Consider the following 21,705-nt stretch of genomic DNA (forward strand, 5'->3'; position numbering starts at 1 on the left):
TCCCCCTATTTCAGCTCGACCCGGTCCGGGAACGCTTCCCTTACCAAATCCAGATTCAGCTTGTCGTCCAAATGGAAATCGTTCTGAATAATGCCCGTATCGACCATGTATTTCTTCTGGGCGGCCATGCCGTCGTACGCCTTCTGCGTGAAGCCGATGACCCACGGGTTTTTCGGTAAATCCTTAATTGTCGCATCCTTCGGCTGCTTGACCGCGTCGTATTGAATGTCGGCCGTCTCCTCCGGATGCTCCTGGGCGTATGCCGCCGCCTCGTCGACCGCCTTCAGGAACGCGACCAGTCCGTCCTTCTTGCTCTCGATCAGCTCATCCGTGGTGATAAGACCCGTGCCAAGCCGGACCGGCGTCTTCGACATATCCGTCAACTCGCGAACTTCCTCCAGCGCGGCGAATTTCTCGTTCAGCACGGTGCCGTATACCCATGCGCCGTCAATCTCGCCTTTACCCAGCGCGACGTACGTCTCGTCGAATCCGCCTTGCCCGATGAGCTCGACATCCGACAGCGCGATGCCGTTCTCCGCCAGGTAGACGTCCCACAAATACGGGATGAACGTGCCGCGGGAGAAGCTCAGCTTCTTGCCCTTCAGATCGGCCGGCGACTGAATGTCCTTGCGGACGAACAGCTTCCACTCGCTCGCGCTCAGATCCGTCGCCGTCCCCGACGAAGCGATAATGGAATAGTCGCCTTTGCTGGCGGCGTTCAGCAGCGGGAAGTCCGCGCCGAACGCGACGTCCACTTGCTTGATGAACAGCGAGTTGATGCCTTCGGCCGGCGTCGCGAATGTAATCAGCTCCGCGTCGATGCCATGCTTCTCGAAGATGCCCTTGCTCTTCGCCACCTGGAAGACCGGGTTGGACGTAATGTCCGCTATGCGGAGCTTCAGCGTCGCCGCTCCTTGCTTCTCGCCTCCCGCGCAGCCGGCCAGCAGCGTGCCGACAAGCGCGAGCGCGAGGACGATCATGCTAACGCGCGTCTTCTTATTGTTCGTCATCGCCGTTCCCCTCCTTCTGCGGCGCTTCGTCGACCCGCGCGACGCACAGCGCTCCTTCTCCGTATTCGCCCGTTCCCGCTACTTCTACTGCGGTAACGGCTCCCCGCGGCGCCGCTCCCGGAAGACGGTAATCGGCGACGTCCAGAGGAGCGATTTCCACTTCTTCCGGACGCTCCAGCTGAGGCACCCACTCGTAAGGGACGCGGTAAGCGCGATAGACCATGTTGGAATTACGTTTGTTCTTGTACGGAGAGATATGCTCCCATACCAGCTCGTGCTCGCGCGTCACTTCGAAGATGCGGCCGTCCGCCCCTTCCGTAATAAGCGTATTGCCATTCGGCAGCCGCTGGGCGGAGCTGATGTACGGGCTGTAGAACCGGTACGAATCAAGCGGCGCCTGGAAGCCCGCTTCCGTCGGCGTGTACTGCCATTCGATCTCCAGCGTCACCGGATTAATCTCCAGGATGCGGGAGTGGTCGCGCCGCGCGTTCTTCACGCCGTCCGGCGATTCCGGATTCGGCAGGCCGTAGCCGGCCCATCCGCCGTTATCGAACACGAGCAGATTGCCTTCGCCCGGCAAGCCTTGCGGAATGATGTGGGCATGGTGCTGACCGATGATCCAGCCGATATGCTTCGACGCTTCGTCGTTATAGCTCGGGCCGAGCTTCCAGACGATTTTGCCGGTCTTCTTGTCGATAATGGCGATAATGTTCGTCTCGCGCGCATCCCAGATGATGTTGTCGGGATGGAAGCGCTCGTCGCCCGCGTCGTAAAATTTGTTCGGGCCGACGACGGAAGCGGAGTTGATATGCATCCAGTCGCCCGCGTTCGCGCCGAAAAATCTCGTGTTCGGCTCGCGGTACAACGTCGCCTTGGCGTCCTCGTCGAAGCCCAGCTCGTCGAAGTGGTCGCTGCACACCCACTCCCAGACGACGTTGCCTTCCCAGTCGACTTCGATGATCGCGTCGTCCAGCAGCTCCTTGTCGGAGATGTTCGGACGGTTCACGTTTTTATGCGTCAGAATGATCGTATTGCCCGAGCCCGTCTTCGGCGTCTGACCCGGCGCATAATAGCCGACCGGATTGCCTTCGCGCTGGTAATCGTGATGCTGGCGGGCCATCCATTCCGGCGCGTTGTCCGGATCCTCGATATATTCGTAGCGGTCGAACTTCCAGACGATGTTGCCGTCCCAGTCGACCTGCACCAGATTTTTTTCGTCCTGGAAGCCGTATCTCGTATCGCGCTCCGCCGTGCTTCCGAGCACGTAGCCGCCCGGAAGAAGCTTGTTCGGGAAGCCGCGCAGTCCTTTCCACAGGTGAACCTCCCGTCCGTTCATGTCCACGAGCAGCGCGCCCGTGTCTGCCGCTTGATAAATCGTATAGCCGCTCCATGCCTTGTTCGGGTTGTAAACCGTCGTTCCTGTCGGATAAATGGTAGGGTGTCCCATCGTAATTGCTCCTCTCGTCTGTTCAATAAGATATAAATCGTTTGCTTCGATATTGGCCGTTCGGCTCGGCAGGCTCCTGAGATGCCTCGGCCTTGTTCTGTTCCGCGTAAGTCAGCACCTCATCCGCGAACCGCTCCACATTGCCCTGCAGGCGTTTATGAAACGTCGTTAACGTCCGAAGCTCCTCTGGCGAGAAACCGTCCAACAACACGCGGATCATATGCGTGCCGACATGCCGGTTCCGCTTCAGCAGCTCGCGGCCCTGCTCCGTAATGCCGAGGACGACCGTGCGGCGATCCTCTTCGCTGCGCGTACGGACGGCATAGCCTCCCGCTTCCAGCTTGTCGACCAGCGCGGTGACCGCCCCCGACGTGAAATCGAATTGCTCCGCCAGCTCGCCAAGCCGCTGCTCGCCTTGCTGCAGGATCGAGTTCAGAATGAGCAATCCCGGCAGCGACAGGCCTTCGACCGAAATTTTGTCCCGCTCCTTGACGAACCGCCTCACGAGCTTGCGGAACGCCCAATCAGCCTCCTCCAGTAAGCTCCAATCCTTCTCCTCCATGCCTCTCCTCTCAATCCTGCTGCTTGGAAACAAAAAAGACTCCCGGCGACTCCTCCGCGTTCGTGCGGTAGGGGAAGCAAGGAGCCTTTGGTGGTCCAATCGGCTGTCCTATTGTTTTAACCTTAAGATAATGACTGTTCGTTGAATGACTATCGATTAAATGATAGCTGATGCATTTGCGTTGGACTTAGATTAAACCAATTAATCATACCTGTCAAGTAGGAATTAAACTTTTTTCTTGCATTAGTTCTTGATTATATAATCAGATGCGCATATACTTAATTTCGATTATTGCCCGACTACGGAAAGAAAGGAGCAAACGATGAACGAATTCGACGAGATAGCCGAAACCCTAAAGCTTTTGTCCGATAAAACGCGGTTAACGATCTTGGCTTTGTTGAAAGAACGGGACATGTGCGTCTGCGATATCGTGGATATTCTGGAGACGACGCAGCCCAATGTCAGCCAGCACCTAAGAAAGCTGAAGCTCGGCGGGCTCGTGAACGAATCAAGGCGCAGCCAATGGATTTATTATTCCTTGAACAAGGAATCCAAGCCTTACTTGCAAGCCGTGCTGGAGCAGCTTCCTTCCATGAAAGAAACGCTGGCTGCCCGAACGAATTTATCATGTGAATAACAGGAGGAACCATGGTCGCTCTCGCTTCCGTCATTTTTATTCTGACTTTGATTTTCGTCATCTGGCAGCCCCGGGGCCTCAGCATCGGCTGGTCGGCATCGGCCGGCGCCGTCATTGCTCTCGCGTGCGGCGTCGTGACGTTCGCCGACGTGTGGGATGTAACCCAGATCGTCTGGAATGCCACGCTTGCATTCGTCGCCATCATTCTTATTTCTCTAGTGCTCGACGAGATCGGATTTTTTGAATGGTCCGCGCTGCATATGGCGCGTTTCGCCGGCGGCAACGGACGGTTGATGTTCGTCTATGCCATCCTGCTCGGCGCGGCGGTCACGGCCTTCTTCGCCAATGACGGAGCCGCTCTTATCCTGACGCCGATCGTGCTTGCCATGGTTAGAGCGCTGAAGTTCGACGACCGCTTCATCCTGCCGTATGTGATGGCCAGCGGATTCATATCGGACACGGCGTCGCTCCCGTTCATTATCAGCAATCTCGTCAATATCGTGTCGGCGGACTTCTTCTCCATTTCGTTCGTCGAGTACGCGAGCCGCATGATCGTCCCGACTCTCTTCTCGATTGCGGCCAGCTTGCTCGTTTTGTTCCTTTATTTCCGAAAGAGCATTCCGGCCGATTACGACGCGAGTCAGCTGAGAAAACCCGTGGAAGCGATCAAAGATATTCGGTTGTTCCGCTTGTCCTGGGTCGTGCTAGGCGTGCTTCTGGTCGCGTATATGCTGAGCGAAGTGATCCGGCTCCCCGTCTCCATTATTATCGGAGCAGCGGCTCTCGTCTTCTTGCTGCTGGCTAGAAGAAGCCCTTCCATTCACACCTGGAAGCTGGTCAAAGGCGCCCCATGGGCGGTCGTCGTCTTCTCCATCGGCATGTACGTGGTCGTGTACGGTCTGCGCAATGCCGGCTTGACGGACGAGCTCGGGAGGCTGCTCCAATGGATCAGCGAGCAGGGTTTATTCGCAGCCACGGTCGGCACCGGCTTTATCGCGGCGATTCTATCTTCGATTATGAATAACCTGCCGACGGTTATGATCGATGCGCTGGCCATTAAGGGTACCGCGACGGACGGCATCATTCGCGAGGCGTTGATCTATGCCAATGTCATTGGCTCCGACTTGGGTCCGAAGATTACGCCGATCGGCTCGCTCGCGACGCTGCTCTGGCTGCACGTTCTGGCCCAGAAGGGCATCCGAATCGGTTGGGGCCAATATTTCAAGGTCGGCATCGTCCTTACGGTTCCCACCTTGTTCATTACGCTTGCCGGACTCTATCTATGGCTCTTGGCCATCGACAAGATGAGTCTTCCGGTTTGGACCGTCATTGCGGCGATTCTGCTGCTTGTTGCCCTATTCATGTTTATTTTTCATGCTGCCCGCGCGAACAAGCGCAAAAAACTAAAAGCCATCGGTTAAAGGCTCATAAAGGAGAACGCAAAATTATGGAGAAAAAACCGCTAGTCTACTTTCTGTGCACGGGTAATTCCTGCCGCAGCCAAATCGCCGACGGCTTCCTGAAAGCTCTTGGCGGAGATCGATACGAGGTGAAAAGCGCAGGCCTTGAAGCCCATGGGCTGAATCCCCGCGCGGTCGCCATCATGGAAGAAGCCGGCATCGATATATCGAACCATACCTCGGACGTCATCGATCCCGAGCTGCTGAACCGCGCCGACTATGTCATTACGCTCTGCGGACACGCGGACGAGCACTGCCCGGTCATCTCGAATACGGATGTGATCAAGTGGCATTGGGGCTTCGACGATCCGGCTAAAGCGACGGGCACGCAAGAAGAAATTACGGCTCAGTTTCGCCAAGTGCGCGATTCGATCAAGAAGCGGATCAGCGAGTTTGTCGAGACGGGTAAGTAACGGATCATATAGCGAAACGGGACCCTTTGCCGAGGATCCCGTTTTTCTTTTCTATTTTCAACCGCAGGATGACCCTTTGCCGGTCGAGCCGCAGCAGCTGCTTGCTGCCGCCGTCGTTACGGCAATCGGCTTGTAGGAGCTTGACGTCGGGGTACAACAGGTACTGCCGCCGCCGTCCGGCTCGGGCGACCCGGCTCCCGAGCAAACGCCGGTTTCCGGCAAACGAAGCCTCACTTCCCGGGCCGCTTCTTCATCGCCGGCGAGCATCGCGACGACGCTGCGCACCTGCTCGTAGCCGGTGGCCAGCAGGAAGGTCGGCGCCCGGCCGTAGCTTTTGGAGCCGACGATATAGAAATTTCTTTCCGGCTGACGGAGCTCCGCCTCGCCATGCGGCCTAACCGTCCCGCAGCTATGAATATTCGGGTCAATAAGATCGGCCAGCTCCGGGACCGATTCGATTGCCGAATCCGCGGCGTATCTCAGCTCGCGCAGGAACGAAAAATCCGGTCTTGCGCCCGTCGCCACGATTACCTCGTCAACCCGCTCAATCGCGTAATCCTCCCCTTGCTTGGTTCCAAGCAAAGTGAGTGTCGCCGCTTCGTCCCGCGAAACCCTGTGGATCATCACGGGGGTATGAACGATAACATTGCCGTTCCGTACATATTGCTTGGCCCTGGCGCCGAGCGCCCCTCTCGCCGGCAAGCCGTCTCTCTCTCCTCCGCCGAAAGCGTCCGATACGTCGATCTTTCTCAGCAGCCAATGGATCGTCGTTTCCGGCATTTGCAGCTTCAGCTCGTGGAGGAGCGTCAAGGCTTGAATGGCGGAATGACCGCTTCCGATTACGACGATATTTCGCGCGGCATAACGTTCTCTGTCTCTTCCCAAAATATCAGGTATACCGTACGTGATCCGATCCGCGTGCAAAGCTTCTCCATCCGCCAAATTGCCGCTTGCTCCGATCGGATTCGGCGTCAGCCAGGTACCCGTTGCGTCGATGACCGACGCGGCTTCGAGTCGCTGCGTCCGGCCCTCGTGCACGTATTCGATGATGAAAGGAGCCTGTTCGCGGCCGGCCGTTTTCATCTTATCGAATCCTTTGCGGTGTACAGCCGTTACTTTCGAATTCAGCTTAAGAAACGGTCTGATCGAATTCAACCGGGACAGCGGCTCCAGATAGTCCCTTACCAGCTCTTCTCCGGTAGGCATATGCGCGTGGTCGGGCTCCGGCCACCCTGCTTGCAGCAGCAGCTCTCTCGCCGCCAAGTCGATGTTGAACTCCCATGGCGAGAACATCCGGACATGCTTCCAGCTCCATACGGCTGCTCCGACGTTCGTTCCCTGCTCCAGAAGGACAAAGGGCATGTTTCTTGCGGCCAGCTGAGCGGCAGCGGCAAGAGCGACCGGGCCTCCGCCCATAATGGCGGTCGGTAAGGCATGATTCATGGAAAAACCTCCTGTTTTATAAATTTGCATTTTGCAAGTATAGGTGCAGGCGAAAGCCTCCCATCATTTAGGAGGCACGCAGCAGGAATCCGATTTCTTCATCGTATCGTTAAACAATTGAATCGATCTTAGAAGCGTATCCCGTTCGAACGCCGTCATCATCGACAATACGCCGTTTAATTGGGCATTAACCGTCAGATTGATGTTGTTCTCCACGTTCAGGCCTTCGGGCGTGAGAGCCAGAATGTTGATCCTGTTATCGGAAGGATGCGGCGTTTTTTTGACCAGGCCCTTATCCGCCAACGTTTTCACTTGCCGGCTGAACGTCGTGATGTCCATCCCCAGCGCTCCCGCGATCTCTTGCATGGACGGCTTATGCTGCCTGTTGATCTCGTACAGTATATGGCTCTGAACAAGGGATACTTCCTGCCCGCAGCAGTCCTCGCAGCATTGCTCGTTCAGCAGTCCGAAGTTTCGGGACAGTATCTGAAATAAATTTCGCACATTTTCCATCGTCATTACCTCCTGAGACTGTTATAGCATTGTTATTTGCACTTTGCAAGTTTTATTAGCTGATAAATAATAAAGAGGAGCATCGCGGCAACGCTGAAGTGCGTCGTTACGATGCTCCCTGTCATTTCCATGCTACGACCCGTGGCAGAGCTCCTGATAGAAGCCCGTCTCCGGATTAAACACGAATTCACAATAAGCCGTGTCCGCTACGGACAATACTTCAAGCAACGGCTTCTCCCAATGCTTCTTCCTTGCGGCTTCCGCTTCCAAACGAATGTCGGCCATCTTGATCTCCTCCTCGCTCGCAGAGGCGCGGCCGAATAATCGACCGCGCGCCAGCTATTAGTAAATGCCCGCTCCGATGAAAATCCCTTTGACGAAATCCATTTTGTTCACCGGAGATTCCGAATTGCCCGCATGGTCGATGCTGTAGTACTCCACGACCTTCGTTACGCCCGCCGTCAAAGTGATCGGCCCATTGTACTCCTGCCATTCCCCTCCGTTCAGGCGGTAGAACGTCGTCTTCACGCCGCTTCCTCCCAGATTGTCGGTCGCTTTAAGGGAAAGGGTGAAGCCCTTGATGTACGGCCAGCCCTTGCTGTTGAAACCGATCAGAGGCAGGAGACGGAACTTGGTATCAGGAGCGATGGTATCCGATGGAGGAACCGGCTCCGCGCTGTACGCCTTGGCGACTCTTGCGCTCTCCAGCTTGCCGGCGCTCGTCACGGACACGTATACCTGGCCCGCGGAAGTTCCGAGCTGCGCCACGCTTACGATGGCCGACGTTTGGCCGGACGCAACCGTAGCCGTTCCCAGTTTCTCGGCGCTATCCGCCGATCGGTAGACAGACACGAGATCTCCTGCAGCAAGACCGTTCACCGTAATCGTATCCGGGCTTCCGGACCGGTTGTTCGAAATCGTGATGTTGTTCGCCAGAGGACTGTCGGATACCGGCTCCTCCGTGCGAATGTCGACCGTCGCCGTTACGCCTGCCGACGGATTGCCGCGCAAATCCTCCGCTTTGATCCGTACCTCGTACGTGCCGTCCGCCAGCTCCGCGAACGCGTAGGTCTGAACGCCTTTGGAGACATAACGCGGCGCTCCCCATTCCTCTCCGGATTTCCGCAGCTCCAGGGAAGCCCGGTAGAAGTCGCCGTCGGACGGATCCTTCCAGGTCAGCTTGATGCCGCCTTCCACCGCTTCCCCGGCGAAGGACGTTACATCCGCAGGCGGCGTGCTGTCTTCCGGAGGGGCGTCGTCGATCGGCTGTCCCGTCACTGTTACGCCTTCCGACTCCGCTCCGTTCGCGTCGACGGTCACGAGGCGGAAGTCATAAGCCTTCGAAGCATCCAGGCCGGCGAACCAATGGGTGCCGAGACCTTTCTCGATTTCCTGCTCGGACCATACGCTTTCATCCGATGCTTTCCAATACGTTTTCATGCTCTTCAGAAGCGGAACATCCTCTTCGGTCCATGTAAGGCCGATTCCGTCATACCCTTGGACAAGACGCAGATCGCTTGCCGCCTCGGATGGCTTGGAAGGACCGCTAACATAAGAAGCTTCCCCATCGAACGCCGCTGCCATCGGCACTTCGGCATAGCTGAATACGGAGGAATCGATATGAATCGCGACTTTGTCGCCGTCCGCCATAGCGTCCGTAATTTTCAACAGGTAGGCGCTTGCGAACGTGCGGCCGTCCAAATCCGCTTCGGCGTCGGCCGGTTCGACCGTAAAGGCCAGCTCCGCGCCGCCTTTCGAGAGCTTGATTTTGTCCGCTGTCAGAGTTTCCGGAATCATATATTTGGTGAAATCGACCAGGAAGCCTCCCTCGGTCGGGTAAACGCCTTTCACGCTTGGAGCCGCGAGCGACACCATCGGAATATTGACGTCGAAGTGCGGCGGCAGCACGACCAGCTCCGCGCTCTGCGCAGGCTCGTAGCCGTCCTTCCGGTATTGCACCTGCCACGTGCCTACGGGAACATCCCAGCCGTAACGGCCGTCGCTGCCCGTTACTTGCGGGTTCTGCTGTCCATACCATTCCGCGTCCCAATATTGGTACTCGCCGGTATCGACATTCTTCTCCGTGACGGTAGCCGTTACGCCGTCCAGACGGTTCGAAGGCACGGCCTCGAACACATAGCCGCTTGGGTCGAAGACCCAGCTAGGCAAGCCGATAAGGGTGCCCGGTACGATCGGAGACGGCTTCGGATCCGGTTTCTTAGGCGGTTCTTCTTCTTCGTCCGGCTTACAATCCGGATCTTCCCCTGCGGCCTTAATATCCGCCTCCACATTGTTTTTAAAATTCTCGTACGCCTGCTCCCACTGCCACTCAATCGCTTCCTCCAACAACAAAGCGACTGCGGCGATTCCAACGCCTGCAAGGAAGCCTACCCCGCTGTATGCAACACCGATGCCGACAATCGTGAGCGTATAAGTCAACATGAGATCCGTCGACAGATGATCGATCATTTCCGCCGCTTCGAAAGCATGGTGATTAATGCGGTCCATCGGCATACAGTCCGTGGTTTCGAGCTTGTGAAGCAGCGCATCGATTTCGTCGTAGGTATCCTGGTACTCCAAGGCCGCTTCAATGACGTCGTACATGTCCGAAAGGCCTTCTTTGTTATTCTCCCAATCCATGTCGAGCTTCAGAAACTTCTTGCCGGACTTCGCTAGCTGACCAAAGCCCATTTGCTCCGCCTGCTCGCTCGGCACGATGAATTCCATATGGAATTTCATGCCTCCATCAGGAGCCGCCTCTGTGCTGTAGCTTAGGTTGTAGATCGGCGGCCGCCCGGCTTCAAGCGGCTCCGCTACAAAGTTCGGCACTTCCTCCGCGCTCATATTGACCGTGCTTCTTGCGGCTGGATTAGATTTGGATGTAAGGACGACGGTTGGCGCCACTTCCCGCGCAAGCGTCTTCGCGGAAGACGCTTCTTGCGACAAAATCTCCGTCTCCCACTCTTGCAGCGGCTTAGGCAGCGCTTTAAGCTGCTCCGCCGCGATCTCTTCGTTCGTCATACCCGACGGCTGGAACGGATCCGGCTTGACGTCGTACGTGACCGAGATCGGCTCTCCCGACGATTGGATGTACGGCGGCTGCATGGCGATGAACGCTTGCTTCTTCGCGTCGTACGTCGCGGGGTATCCTTTTTTGCCCGAATAAATTTTAACGTTCTCCACTTTCTCGGGCTCGTTGAATTTCAATTCGAACATAACCGGGAGCCCGAGATTAATCGGCAGGTTGAGCCTGAGCTCGCCTTTCGCGATATCGACCGGCCTCGTTTTATTGCCGCCCTGCGACACGACCAGCTCCACGGGCTGGGCATGCTCGGGATCGTGCTTGACGATGAGCGGCTCCGACTGCATCTCCGTCTCGTTATGAACGGCCACCGCCTTAAGCGAATGGTACGGATTCAGCTTGATGTCCTCGATCGTAATATCGCTCGCGTAATAGCCGCCCGGCGATGAGACCGCCTCCCCGACGAGCTGATCTTGATCGTAGATAAGCACTTTGCTGCCCGCCGGCGCGCGTCCGCTGACTTCGAACGTCAGACGTGAGATCCGGTCCGGAGCCGCGATCGTGACTTTGGTCACTCGCAGCAGCGTCGTGCCGATCGTGTCATCCTTGCGGTCCTCTTCGCCTTCGAACGCGAACGCTATTCTCGCTTCCGCCCGCACATGCTCGCTTACGGTCGAGTCCGTCCGCAGACGGTAGCTGAAGCTTCCGAGCTTTCCTTTCGGCACGGAACCCGCGGCAATGGCATAGACGGCATCGCTCTTCTTGACCGGCGTCACGGAAACGCCGTTGTGAATGACGCTGCCGTCGATAAGCGTCGTGCCGGATGGAATGACCAATAAAATTTCCGCATCGGCGAGCGCTTTACCCGTATCGTTCTTATAGCTTCCTCTGAGCGTGAAGGTGCCTCCGGTTACGACCTCGCCCGCCGTGGCGGTCAAGAAGTTGCCTTGACCCGTGAACAGGCCGCCTTCCTTCACTTCAACGTCGCCCAGCTCGACGAATTGCTCTTCGCCGACTTCGACTTCCTTGTAGACAGTCGCCGGCTTCACGCCGCTCATTCTAGCCCTGCCCGTGAATTCGACCGCATAGCGTCCCGCCTTCGGCACGCTCAGACTGAATTCGCCGGACACCTCACGGTAAGTGCCGCTGCCGATCCGTTTACCGGAAGCGTCAAGCTGCTGCACGCGTACACTGACATTGAAGAACCTGGACGCGTCGAACACCACTTTGCCTTTGAGCGCGGAGAATTCCTTCAGCCTCAGCTCCACCGCCCCTTCGCGGCGTTCGTCGAGCTTCACGGATGCGCAGTTGCTTTCGCCATTCCCGCCCCACTTCGTAATGCAGACCTGGATCGTTTCTCCCGGGCTTGCTTCGATCAGCAGCCGGTTCGTCGCAACCGTGTAGTTCACGTGACGGTTGTTCTCGCCCGTCACTTTCAGCATGTAAGCATACAGCGTGCCGCGATTGACTTCGATTTGCTCCCAGTCCGTATCGATCAGCTTGCTGAACAATTGAACATCGACATGACCGTTCGCCTTGGAATACACCTTCAGATCTTTGGTTGTTGAGGGCGATGTCTTGACTTGGATCACCTCATAGCCTCTGCTCCGAAGGAACGGCGCTTCCGTCCGGTAGGCTTCGATCGTAGAATCCCCGACCGGCGCGACCAGCGTATATTTACCTGCGGAGTCCGTTACGGCCTTCCTCGTAAAGTTCGGCTGCGTCACGGTTACGGTCACTCCCGATACCGGATTGCCGGCTTCGTCCTTCACCGTGCCGCTGACGGTGCCTTCCTCGTTCTCCACGACAATCCGGACCTTCGTCAGCTTCTCGAGCGTCAGCGTCTGCTTCTCCGGCTTCTTGTATGGTGACCGGACATCCGCCGTTATATCGATCGAATCGCCGACATAGCCGTAGGTGATATAAGCGCGGCCTCCCGAGTCGGTTACCGCCCCCGTCAGCTGCTTCCTAGTTGCCGTATCCGACAGCTCCAATAGAGTGAACGGCATCGGCGCGCCATCCGAATTCTCCACGTGCACCTCGATAGCGGCCGGGACTTGCACGCTAAGCGTGTAAGATGCGGTCTTGCCGCTCGGCACCACGATCGGTTCAACTCCGCTCTGAGCCAGCTTGCCGCCATCTGCGGCGAGCAGCCTCAGCCGGTAATCCTCGCTCGATTGCAGCGCCAGGTTCAGCGACGTGCCGCTAACCGTAACCGAACGGTTGCCCGATTTGCGCGCATCGCTCCATGCAATCAGCGTCGCGCCCTCCAGATCCTCCGGATTTTCCGCGACGAACGTAATTGCCAGTCTACCGCTAACTTGAAGCGGCAGTCTTCCGGCATTCGTTTCGGCCTTCTCCCCTGCTTTTTCGGCCACGGCCTTGATCGCCTTCACCTGCCTAATGCCATCCGCCAACGTGAACGTTCCTTCATATACGCCGTCGGACGTTTCGGCAAGCGCCACGTTCGCCGTCCGCTCCTCCGAGCCGGTACCGTCTTCGTTCCATGCCTGGTAGGCAACAACCGCCTGAGCCCTCATTCCTTTGCTGCCTTCCATACGCAGCGCCACTTCGCTGCCGAGCTCTGCCTCTCCGCCCGTCATGACGGCCTTCCAAGTGAATGAATCAATAGCGACTTCTTCTTCCGGCGGCGCATCCGTGCACACGCCTCCCTGGCAGTACACATAAGCCGCCGACGGGAACCAGCCATAAGGATCCAGACGGGTAACGTCCGTCGATTGATAGATCAGCTTATTGGCTCGGGAGTCGATATGCCAATCCTGGATATCCTCGCCCGGGTGGATGAAGCTGTCCGTCACGGCACCGCTCGCCAGATCCATCCACTTCATCCCGTTGCCGCTGACGCTCCAGCCGCTAGGCGGCGTCAGATCCTCGAAGCGGAACACGACGGCCGATCCATCCTGGCTGATGACCGGCTTGCCGTAGCTGTATTCGGCGTCCTTCCGTACAAGCTCCGCGAGCTCGTTCGTTTCCGTATCGTATAAATAAATGCTGCCTTCTTCCGAAAACGCGACTTTCTTGCCGTCCCTGGACACGGTTGCGGCAGAATCAGGCGCGTTATTGGTGATCTCGATCGTCTCGAAGGTGGTCAAATCGTAGGAGAACAGGCCCGTGACGGGCGCAGGCTCCTCCTCGGAGTCTTCTCCGGAGTCGTTACCGGAGTCATTGCCAGAGTCATTGCCGGAGTCCGGCTCCGGATCGTCTTCCGACTCCGTTCCCGGATCGTTCTTCGTACCGGACTCCACCTCGCTGGTTCCGGCTAATTCCCATCTTTCCATCGCGTAGATTAGATGCTCTCCGTCCGCGGACAGCGCCTTGTAAGAAGAGTATTGGTCCCAAGGCTCCGGCAGCGGCAGCTCCTCGCGCGTTCCCGACGCGATGTCGTAACGGATCAGCTTGTAGGGATCCTCGTAATATTCGCCCTGCTCCAGGTAGACGACCAACTGCCCGTCATCCCTTGCCCCAACCAGATAAGAGCTGTTCAAACTCGCCGTAATCTCGGCCAGCTCCTTCGTCTGGCGGTCATAACGGAAAATCTGCTCCGTATAGTGGTCGTTCTCCGACGTCTCCGCGCCGAATATCGTGTAGCGTCCGTCCTTGCTCAGCTGGATGTTGTAGAAGGTTCCGCCTACCTCCGTCCGGACCTCGTGATCCACTCCGTCTTCGGAATTGATGACGTGCAGCAAGCGCCCCGGCCACTTCTCTTCAACGAAAGCGATCGTCTTCCCGTCCGGACTGATCGCCGTTTCGCGGATGACCTCCATCTCCGTGCCGCTAACGCGGCGAATGTCATTACGCGTCGGCGATGCCGTAATGTCAAGCGCTTCCGACTGGTTGCCCGCGGCGTCGACGCCATAGACTTTGTAGTCATAGATCGTTCCAGAGCTTAAACCTTCGTCCAGGTAATACAACAAGGACGTCTCTCCGACCTTCTCGCCCCCGCGGTACACCTGATACAAGGCCGGCTGATCCGATCCGTACGGAGCCCCCCAGCTTAGCTCGATCTGGGAAGCCGTAGGAGAAATCCATTTCCCCCCGACCGGGCCGTCCGGCGCGTTGATATCGATAATCGTCTCGACCGGCAGCGAAAACTCGCTCATCGTCCCGTCGCTGTAGTGCGATACGGCCTTGAAGGAATAAGCGCCTTCGAAAGCTACCGTAACCGGGATGCTGAATTTGCCGTTCTCATCGGCTATGACCGAGCCCGCTCTATACCCGTCGTAGTTTTTGGTCACCCATACCACGACCTCGGCGCCCGGATAGGCCGCGCCTTCGATCGTAATCGTCTTGCTGTTCGTATAAGGCTTCAGCGGGTTTAGAATCGGAGCCTCGATAGCACTTCCGTCCGCTTCCGCGCTCACGCCCTCGGCTTCTTCCTCCCCTTCGGCTCCGTCATCGCCTTCGCCTTGGGGCTCCTCCACTACGATATCCTCGGCGAGCTGCTCGAACGCCTCTTCGAGCTCTCTAGCCTGCTGCGCTTCGGCGGTTTCCGCCGTCGCCTGCAGCGGCACGGCAAGCAGCATCGCCGCCGCGAGCACGGCGGCAATCATCCGCTTGCCGGATCGCCTTCGCCTCCCGATAAACCCTGCAAACATCGTCCATCACCCTAACGTTTGAAATTTTTTGCCGCTATTCTCCATAACGAACGGCAATCTATTCCAAATCCTACCTCCAAACCTCCTTTGCGAATAGTTACCCCCGTCATGAAATGCCGATATGACCGCAGTCACAATATTCGTCACAATGCGATTATGCCGTATCCGCCCCCGCAGGCCTTGCCTTATAATAGATTCATCCCATAACCGAAGAAAGAAGAGGATTCACGTTGTCCAAAATTAGACTTGTCATCGCCGATGACCAAACGCTCATGCGAGACGGACTGCAAACGATTATTAATTTGGAAGACGATATGGAGGTTGTCGGCTTGGCCGATAACGGCGAGGCAGCCTTACAGCTTGTAAGGGAGCATCGCCCCGATCTCGTGCTGATGGACGTGCGCATGCCGGTTTTGGACGGAATCGAAGCGACCAAGCTCATCCTTGCCGAATTCCCGGAGACGTTGATCGTCGTCTTGACGACCTTCGCGGAGGATCAATATATCGTGGACAGCCTCGTGAACGGGGCCGTAGGCTTCCTGCTGAAGGATATGCCCGCCGACCGGATCGTGCAGTCGGTTCGAGACGCGGTGAAGGGGCAGCTCATGATGTCCAGCGTCATCGCCGGCAAGCTGGCCGCCCGCATCTCCGCCTTGTCTGCAGCGCCGGCCAAGCCGCCGGCCGCCGTCAGGTTTAAACACGGCCATTCCTTCACTGACAGAGAGAAGCAGATTATACAGCTGCTGATCGAGGGCGAGAACAACAAGGAGATCGCGCAAACTTTATTCATGAGCGAAGGCACGGTCAAAAATTACGTCAGCATCATCTACCACAAGATTGGCGTGAACGACCGGGCGAAGGCGATTCTGCATTTAAAAGAGCTTATGGAATAACGACCACACACTTGTCGACGAGGGGAAGAAGAGCGGTGCCTGAACGAGGAAAACGATGGTTGTCCATCATCATGAAATATACGATATTTTTGTCCGTGCTGCTCGCCGGCTGCGTGATGCTGACCAATTTGATCAACGGAGGGCTGGGCAAGCCGAACTTTCCGGTCTCCAAGAGCATCGCCTCCGACATGCCGAGCACGGCGGTCCACCTCGGGACGCTGCCCGTGCAGGGAGAGCATGTTCGGGACGAAGACGCGGCATGGATTCCGATGACCGAGCTGCAGCAATCCGGGCAGGCGCAATCGTACGAAGGCGAATACTGGATCCGGCTCCGTCCGTCGGAGCAAACCATCCTGGACCCTTATCTATGGATACGGGGCATCGAGCGCTACGAGGTGTACGGACAGAACGAGCGGCTATACAGCTTTAATATCGAGCCGTTCAATCCCAAGGTGCGGACGAATCACCAGCTGCGCCTCGTCCCTCTATCCTCGGCCGGGGACGGCTTCGCCTACATTCGCGTCATCCTGACGAAGCCCGGCATACAGCTTTACGAATCGACGTACCTCATCGTGAAGGCCGAGGACGCGCTTAGCCACGCGCTCCGCCAAAACGCGGTAAGAGCCATCCTGGGCATCATTTTTTCGTCTCTTGGCGCCGCATCGTTGTTCGCGTTTGCGTCGAACCGCAAGCAAGCCATCTATTTGTTTTTCGCCCTGCTGAATATCGGCCAAGGCTTATCCTGCTTCGTGAATACGTCGCTGCTCAGCTATTATGCCGAAGTGTCGGCTCTCGCCTACTACTCTTCGCTGTTCCTGCCGTTCTCCATGGTCGCTTATTTGGCTTTCCTGGAGCGAATGTACGGGAAGGGCTGGCGGTCGGTTAACCGGCTATCGCTGTACTTTTTGGGTGCTTATTTCGTTTGCAGCCTCTTAGCCGCTTGGCTCCACGAGCCTGCGTACGTCTGGCTGACGGGCAAATCGTTTCAATGGGTTCTGGTTGCGGTGCTGATTGCCGTGTCCGCTTCCATCATCCGGACCCATAAGCTCCAGATCGACGGCAAGATGGAATGGATCATGCTGGGCAATGCCGTCATGATTTTATTATGGATATATAAGTGGCTGCTGTACCTGTACCCGGAGATCGGCGTTTGGCTTTTCATGAATTGGCCGCTTTATTCCTTCTACTGGCAGATGGATATGGTGTATGTTGCGGGATTTATTTTCGTGCTATGCACGGGTCTCGCCCTCTCCGGTTACTTGCGGAACATGCACGAGAAGCTGCACGTCTATGCCGGCCAGCTGGAGGAGCAGAATACGAAGCTCAAGGAGCTGGACGAATTAAAGGATGAATTTCTCGCCAATACGTCGCACGAAATTCGCACGCCGCTCCAAGGCATCGTCGGCATATCCGAATCGCTGCTAGAAGAGGCGGCCGGACCGCTCCCGCCCGCGGTCCGCTCGAATCTGCAGCTGATCGCCGACAGCGGCTCGAGACTGACGGGGCTCGTGAACGACATCCTCGACATGTCGAAGCTGAAGCACGGCGATTTGCAGCTGCGCCGCTCGCCCGTTCATTTGCGGCAAGCCGCCTCGGTGGTGCTGGCCGTCTTCGAGCCGCTGGCCCGGCAAAAAAGCATTCTGCTCATTAACGATATCGAGCAGCATGTCCCGCTTGCCTATGCCGACGAAAACCGGCTTCAGCAAATTTTGTACAACGTCATCGGCAACGCTTATAAATTTACGGATCGCGGCGAGGTCCGCATTCGGGCTGAAGAAGAGAATGGCTTCCTCGTCGTGGAAGTGCGCGACACCGGAATAGGAATCGACCGCGCGGATCAAGAAGCGGTGCTCGAGCCGTTCACGCAGGCCGGCGCCTACCGGCCGAACGGAGGAACGGGCCTCGGCCTGCCGATTACGCGGAAGCTCGTCGAGCTGCACGGCGGAGAGCTGAAGCTCGTCTCCTTGCCCGGAGCGGGAACCTCCGTCACCTTCTCGCTGCCCGTTGCGGCCGATTCGGATTCGCTCGGCTATTCCGCCGCCGGAGGCGAAGGGGATATGGAGGCCTCCCTCCGGAAATACGAACCGCCGATCGCGCTGGCCGAAGACTTGCCCGCCCCTGCCGCCGCATCGCGATCAGGCGGCGCCCAGGCCACGATTCTGATCGTGGACGACGAGCCGATTAACCTGCAGGTATGGAAGAACTATTTGGCCGATACCGGGCATCTCGTTCTTAGCGCGGGCAGCGGCCAGGAGGCGCTGAACGCCGTTCGGGAGCAGAAGCCGGATTTGGTTCTTCTCGACATTATGATGCCGGGCATGACCGGCTACGAGGTGTGCTCGGCCCTGCGCAAGCAGTACCATCCCGGCGAGCTGCCGATCGTGCTTCTGACGGCCAAGAACCAGCCGTCCGACATTCTGCAGGGCTTCGATGCCGGCGCCAACGATTATATGATCAAGCCGGTCTCGAAGCGGGAGCTTCTTGCCCGCATGCAGCTCCACCTGGAGCTTGCAAGACTGAATCAAGCGCTCGAGGAGCAAGTGAAACAGCGGACGGCCGATTTGGAGAACACGTACCGTCAACTGCAGGATTCGATGATGGAGACCTACGATGCGCTCGGCGAGGTCGCGATATGGGAGGAGAGGAATAGAATCGCTCACGAAATACACGATATTCTCGGCCATAAGCTGACCGGAGCGGCCATGCAGCTCGAGGCGGCCAAGAGGCTCATGCTTATCGATCCGGATTCCGCGCAGAGCAAGCTGGATGCCGCGCTGGAGTCCGTCCGCAAGGGACTGGAAGACGTGCGTGTCGCCGTTCGCATGATGAAAGAAAATTCGCCGAAGGATGATTTGGCCGAATCGCTGAACGAGTTGATGAACGAAACGGAGCATATGACGGGCATTACCGTCCGCCGCTCGATAAGCGGCGATATCCCCGTGCTGGACGCGTTGATGAAAAAATCGGTCTTCCACGCTCTGCAGGAAGGCCTGACCAATGGCATCAAGCATGGGGGAAGCAAGCAGTTCGACTTCGCCCTCTACATGGACGAAGACGTCCTCCTGTTCGCGCTTCACAATGACGGCTTGCCCTATACGGCGGCGCCATACGGCTTCGGCCTATCCGCCATGAAGGACAAGATCAAGCATCTCGGCGGCACGATCGAGCTTGCCGTGTCGGACATTCTGGGCGGCTCCGTGCTTCGGATCGAAATTCCGATGAGGGATATTTAAGATATTCAAAAGCGCAAACCCCAGACGAGGAGGTATATCCTGCTCGGCTGGGGTTTTATTTTTATTCGAGCCTAACGGAACGGAGCCACGTTAATGCCCTGTCGTGCAATACCGATAAGCGAGATCGTTATTGCTCTGTAGAAGCAGCTACTTTGCTCGATAGCGATCGGAGGTGTGGCTACTGGCGTTAAAGCAGCGGTGAATCGTGCGATAACGCTATGAGCAATCGTTATCGTCTTACTGCAGTAACTAGTTTGTTCGATTACGATCGTAGGTGTGGCTACTGGCGTTAAAGCAGCGGTGAATCGTGCGATAACGCTATGAGCCATCGTTATCGTCTTGCTGCAGCAGCTAGTTTGTTCAATAGCGATCCGGAGGTGTTGGCTGCTGGCGTAACAAAAAGGGGCATCTAAAAAGTTCACCTTAGTGACTTTTTAGATGCCCCTTTAAAAATCGACGTGAATGGAATGACCGCAGTAATTCCCGCGTTCTGAAATTATTTAATGAACTTCACTCGCTCTTCAAGCGGCTTGAATTCCTTGTCGCCGGCAGGTGCAACCGGCTTGCCGAAAGGCATTTGGGCGAGCAGCTTCCAGCTGGAAGGAATGTTCCACTCTGCTTTCACCTTATCGTCGATAAGCGGATTGTAGTGCTGCAGCGTCGCGCCGAAGCCTTCCAATTCGAGCGATGTCCAGATGACGTATTGCAGCATGCCGTTCGATTGGTTCGACCAAACCGGGAAGTTATCCGCATAGCTTGGGAACTGCTTCTGCAGGCCTTCCACGACTTCTTGATCCTCGAAGAACAGAACCGTTCCGTATCCTGCGCCGAACATGTTCATTTTGTCTTGAGTCGATCCGAACTGATCCGCGGGCACGATGGCTTTCAGCGTTTCCGTCGTGATGCTCCACAGTTTTTTATGTTTGTCGCCGATAAGTACGACTACTCTAGCGCTCTGGGAATTAAAAGATGATGGCGTGTGCTTCACGGCGTGATTGACGACCTCTTGAATGCGCTCGTCCGATACGACTTGCTCATTGCTGATGACGTAGATCGAACGTCTTGCTTCAACTGCCTCGTAAAAGTTTTTTGTTGCGGTTGCTCCCTGCGTTGTTCCCATGTGAAATAGCCTCCAGTCATTGATTTGAACTGCCTTATTATTCGTTTACCCTGCTTGCTCTATTCTTAAGCGGCATGACAATGCATGCCGAGTTGCAGGCTCATCGTGTTTAAGCCTCTGCCTCAAGCTTCACCGAGATGCCGTTGGGGTCGCCAACCCACCGAATCCGACCGTCTCGCTGAACGGCAAAGCCGTGTTGTTCAAGGCTTTCAGCTGTCTTCTCCAGTTCTTCCTCGTTCGGTAAAATAACCGTAAAATACGAGATGCCCGTACCATTAGCGGGTACCTGGGGCGCGCCTGCTCCTGCCCATAAATTCAGGCCGACATGGTGATGGTAGCGTCCCGCGCCGATAAACAACGCGCCCATTTGACGCATGAGATCGGCTTCGATGTCAAACCCCAGCGCATCGCAATAAAATTGCTTCGATTTGTGGAGATCTCCGACATGGAAATGCACGTGGCCAATGACCGTTCCCTGCGGCAGACCGCCCCATTCTTCTCCTTCCGCTTCGGCAAGCAAACCGTGCCAGTCGATCGGATCGGTCCCCATCTTGACGAAGCCTTGCTCGTTATATTCCCATTCGTCTCTCGGGCGGTCGCGGTAAATCTCAATGCCGTTCGAATCCGGATCGGAAATGTACAACGCCTCGCTTACCCAATGATCCGCTTGTCCGACTTGAATGCCTTTATCGAGCAGCCTGCGAAGCGACTTGCCGAGCGCCTTTCTCGTCGGGAGAAGGATTGCATAGTGGTATAATCCGCTCGCCGATCGCTGGGGCACAATATATGCGTTGGGTACTTCCTCCAGCACAACAAGGGCCGTACTGCCGTCAGCCGTCAATTCCGCGATGTTCCCGTTCCTCGTTAATACCTGAAAGCCAATTACGTCTTGGTAAAAAGCGAGCGATCTCTCCATATTGCTTACTTTGAGCTTCACTTCCCCAAGCCTAGCGGCCGGATTCAGCCGATGCGCCATCTATGGTCACCTCTCTTAATTCTTACTCTTCATAAAAAATTGTTACTTACTATTTGTAATTAAGTATAAGTTTGTTGATCGGATTCGTCAAGTTATCAAATTGGCGATGGCCCTGTGATGGCCCTGCCAAAAGTCACTTTCGATCGAATAAGACGATTAAAACGTCTTACAGCCATGCCAGCAGCTACTTTCGAGTGAATAAGACGATTAAAACGTCTTACAGCCCTGCCGGCGATGACGTACAATAAGTTGTGTACCAACATTTGGAGTCTTTCCAAGACACAAAAAAGTAGAGTATCCTCGGGGTTACCACGCCACCAAGAAGGGACTCTACTCGATGACAATCATACCAGAAAACCA

Annotated in this window: 14 protein-coding genes; 5 read left to right on the forward strand and 9 right to left on the reverse strand. The window is 56.5% G+C overall.

Annotated elements, in window-relative coordinates:
• Positions 1-5 precede the first annotated feature (5 nt).
• From NQZ67_RS06845 to NQZ67_RS06855, 3 genes are read right to left on the reverse strand one after another with little or no spacing between them, the layout of a single operon-like run.
• Positions 6-1,010 (reverse strand): ABC transporter substrate-binding protein, encoded by a 1,005-nt coding sequence (locus NQZ67_RS06845; RefSeq protein WP_257444018.1) that lies wholly within the window; start codon positions 1,008-1,010, stop codon positions 6-8.
• The gene (locus NQZ67_RS06850; RefSeq protein WP_257444020.1) at positions 997-2,457 is read right to left on the reverse strand and encodes an aryl-sulfate sulfotransferase; all 1,461 of its coding nucleotides are present in this window, start codon (positions 2,455-2,457) and stop codon (positions 997-999) included. The genes NQZ67_RS06845 and NQZ67_RS06850 overlap by 14 nt, the downstream gene beginning before the upstream one ends.
• Positions 2,458-2,479: 22 nt before the next feature.
• A complete protein-coding gene (locus tag NQZ67_RS06855; RefSeq protein WP_257444021.1) occupies positions 2,480-3,019 on the reverse strand; it encodes a MarR family winged helix-turn-helix transcriptional regulator in 540 nt (179 codons plus the stop codon).
• A 322-nt stretch (positions 3,020-3,341) separates the two neighbouring features.
• Between NQZ67_RS06855 and NQZ67_RS06860 the strand changes: the two genes are divergently transcribed.
• From NQZ67_RS06860 to arsC, 3 genes are read left to right on the forward strand one after another with little or no spacing between them, the layout of a single operon-like run.
• Positions 3,342-3,656, forward strand: a complete 315-nt coding sequence (locus NQZ67_RS06860) for an ArsR/SmtB family transcription factor (RefSeq protein ID WP_257444023.1) — start codon at positions 3,342-3,344, stop codon at positions 3,654-3,656.
• A gap of 11 nt (positions 3,657-3,667) precedes the next feature.
• Positions 3,668-5,077 carry an arsenic transporter gene (locus NQZ67_RS06865; protein WP_257444025.1) on the forward strand — a complete coding sequence of 470 codons (1,410 nt, stop codon included), beginning with the start codon at positions 3,668-3,670 and terminating at the stop codon, positions 5,075-5,077.
• Positions 5,078-5,103: 26 nt separating this feature from the next.
• Complete coding sequence (arsC, locus tag NQZ67_RS06870) at positions 5,104-5,529, forward strand: arsenate reductase (thioredoxin) (protein ID WP_257444027.1); 426 nt, start codon at positions 5,104-5,106, stop codon at positions 5,527-5,529.
• Between the two features lie 57 nt (positions 5,530-5,586).
• Here arsC and NQZ67_RS06875 read toward each other — a convergent pair whose 3' ends face one another.
• From NQZ67_RS06875 to NQZ67_RS06890, 4 genes are all read right to left on the reverse strand, one after another.
• Complete coding sequence (locus tag NQZ67_RS06875; RefSeq protein WP_257444029.1) at positions 5,587-6,972, reverse strand: NAD(P)-binding domain-containing protein; 1,386 nt, start codon at positions 6,970-6,972, stop codon at positions 5,587-5,589.
• A 63-nt stretch (positions 6,973-7,035) separates the two neighbouring features.
• Positions 7,036-7,485, reverse strand: a complete 450-nt coding sequence (locus tag NQZ67_RS06880) for a MarR family winged helix-turn-helix transcriptional regulator (protein WP_257444031.1) — start codon at positions 7,483-7,485, stop codon at positions 7,036-7,038.
• 132 nt (positions 7,486-7,617) lie between these two features.
• Entirely contained in the window at positions 7,618-7,770 is a 153-nt protein-coding gene (locus NQZ67_RS06885; RefSeq protein WP_257444033.1) for a hypothetical protein, read from the reverse strand.
• A 57-nt stretch (positions 7,771-7,827) separates the two neighbouring features.
• Positions 7,828-15,123: a carboxypeptidase regulatory-like domain-containing protein gene (locus NQZ67_RS06890; protein WP_257444034.1), complete on the reverse strand. Its 7,296-nt coding sequence runs from the start codon at positions 15,121-15,123 to the stop codon at positions 7,828-7,830.
• A 230-nt stretch (positions 15,124-15,353) separates the two neighbouring features.
• On the opposite strand from NQZ67_RS06890, the gene NQZ67_RS06895 reads away from it, so the two are divergent.
• Together NQZ67_RS06895 and NQZ67_RS30580 are read left to right on the forward strand one after the other, a co-directional pair.
• Entirely contained in the window at positions 15,354-16,016 is a 663-nt protein-coding gene (locus NQZ67_RS06895) for a response regulator transcription factor (RefSeq protein WP_257444035.1), read from the forward strand.
• A 35-nt stretch (positions 16,017-16,051) separates the two neighbouring features.
• Complete coding sequence (locus NQZ67_RS30580) at positions 16,052-19,249, forward strand: ATP-binding protein (RefSeq protein WP_257444043.1); 3,198 nt, start codon at positions 16,052-16,054, stop codon at positions 19,247-19,249.
• A 496-nt stretch (positions 19,250-19,745) separates the two neighbouring features.
• Here the strand turns inward: NQZ67_RS30580 and NQZ67_RS06905 are convergent, their stop codons facing one another.
• Positions 19,746-20,369 carry a nitroreductase family protein gene (locus NQZ67_RS06905; protein WP_257444044.1) on the reverse strand — a complete coding sequence of 208 codons (624 nt, stop codon included), beginning with the start codon at positions 20,367-20,369 and terminating at the stop codon, positions 19,746-19,748.
• 109 nt (positions 20,370-20,478) lie between these two features.
• Entirely contained in the window at positions 20,479-21,345 is an 867-nt protein-coding gene (locus tag NQZ67_RS06910) for a VOC family protein (protein WP_257444045.1), read from the reverse strand.
• Positions 21,346-21,705: the final 360 nt, after the last annotated feature.

Origin of the sequence: Paenibacillus soyae, from assembly GCF_024623455.1 — a bacterium.
Classification (GTDB): Bacteria; Bacillota; Bacilli; order Paenibacillales; family Paenibacillaceae; genus Pristimantibacillus; species Pristimantibacillus soyae.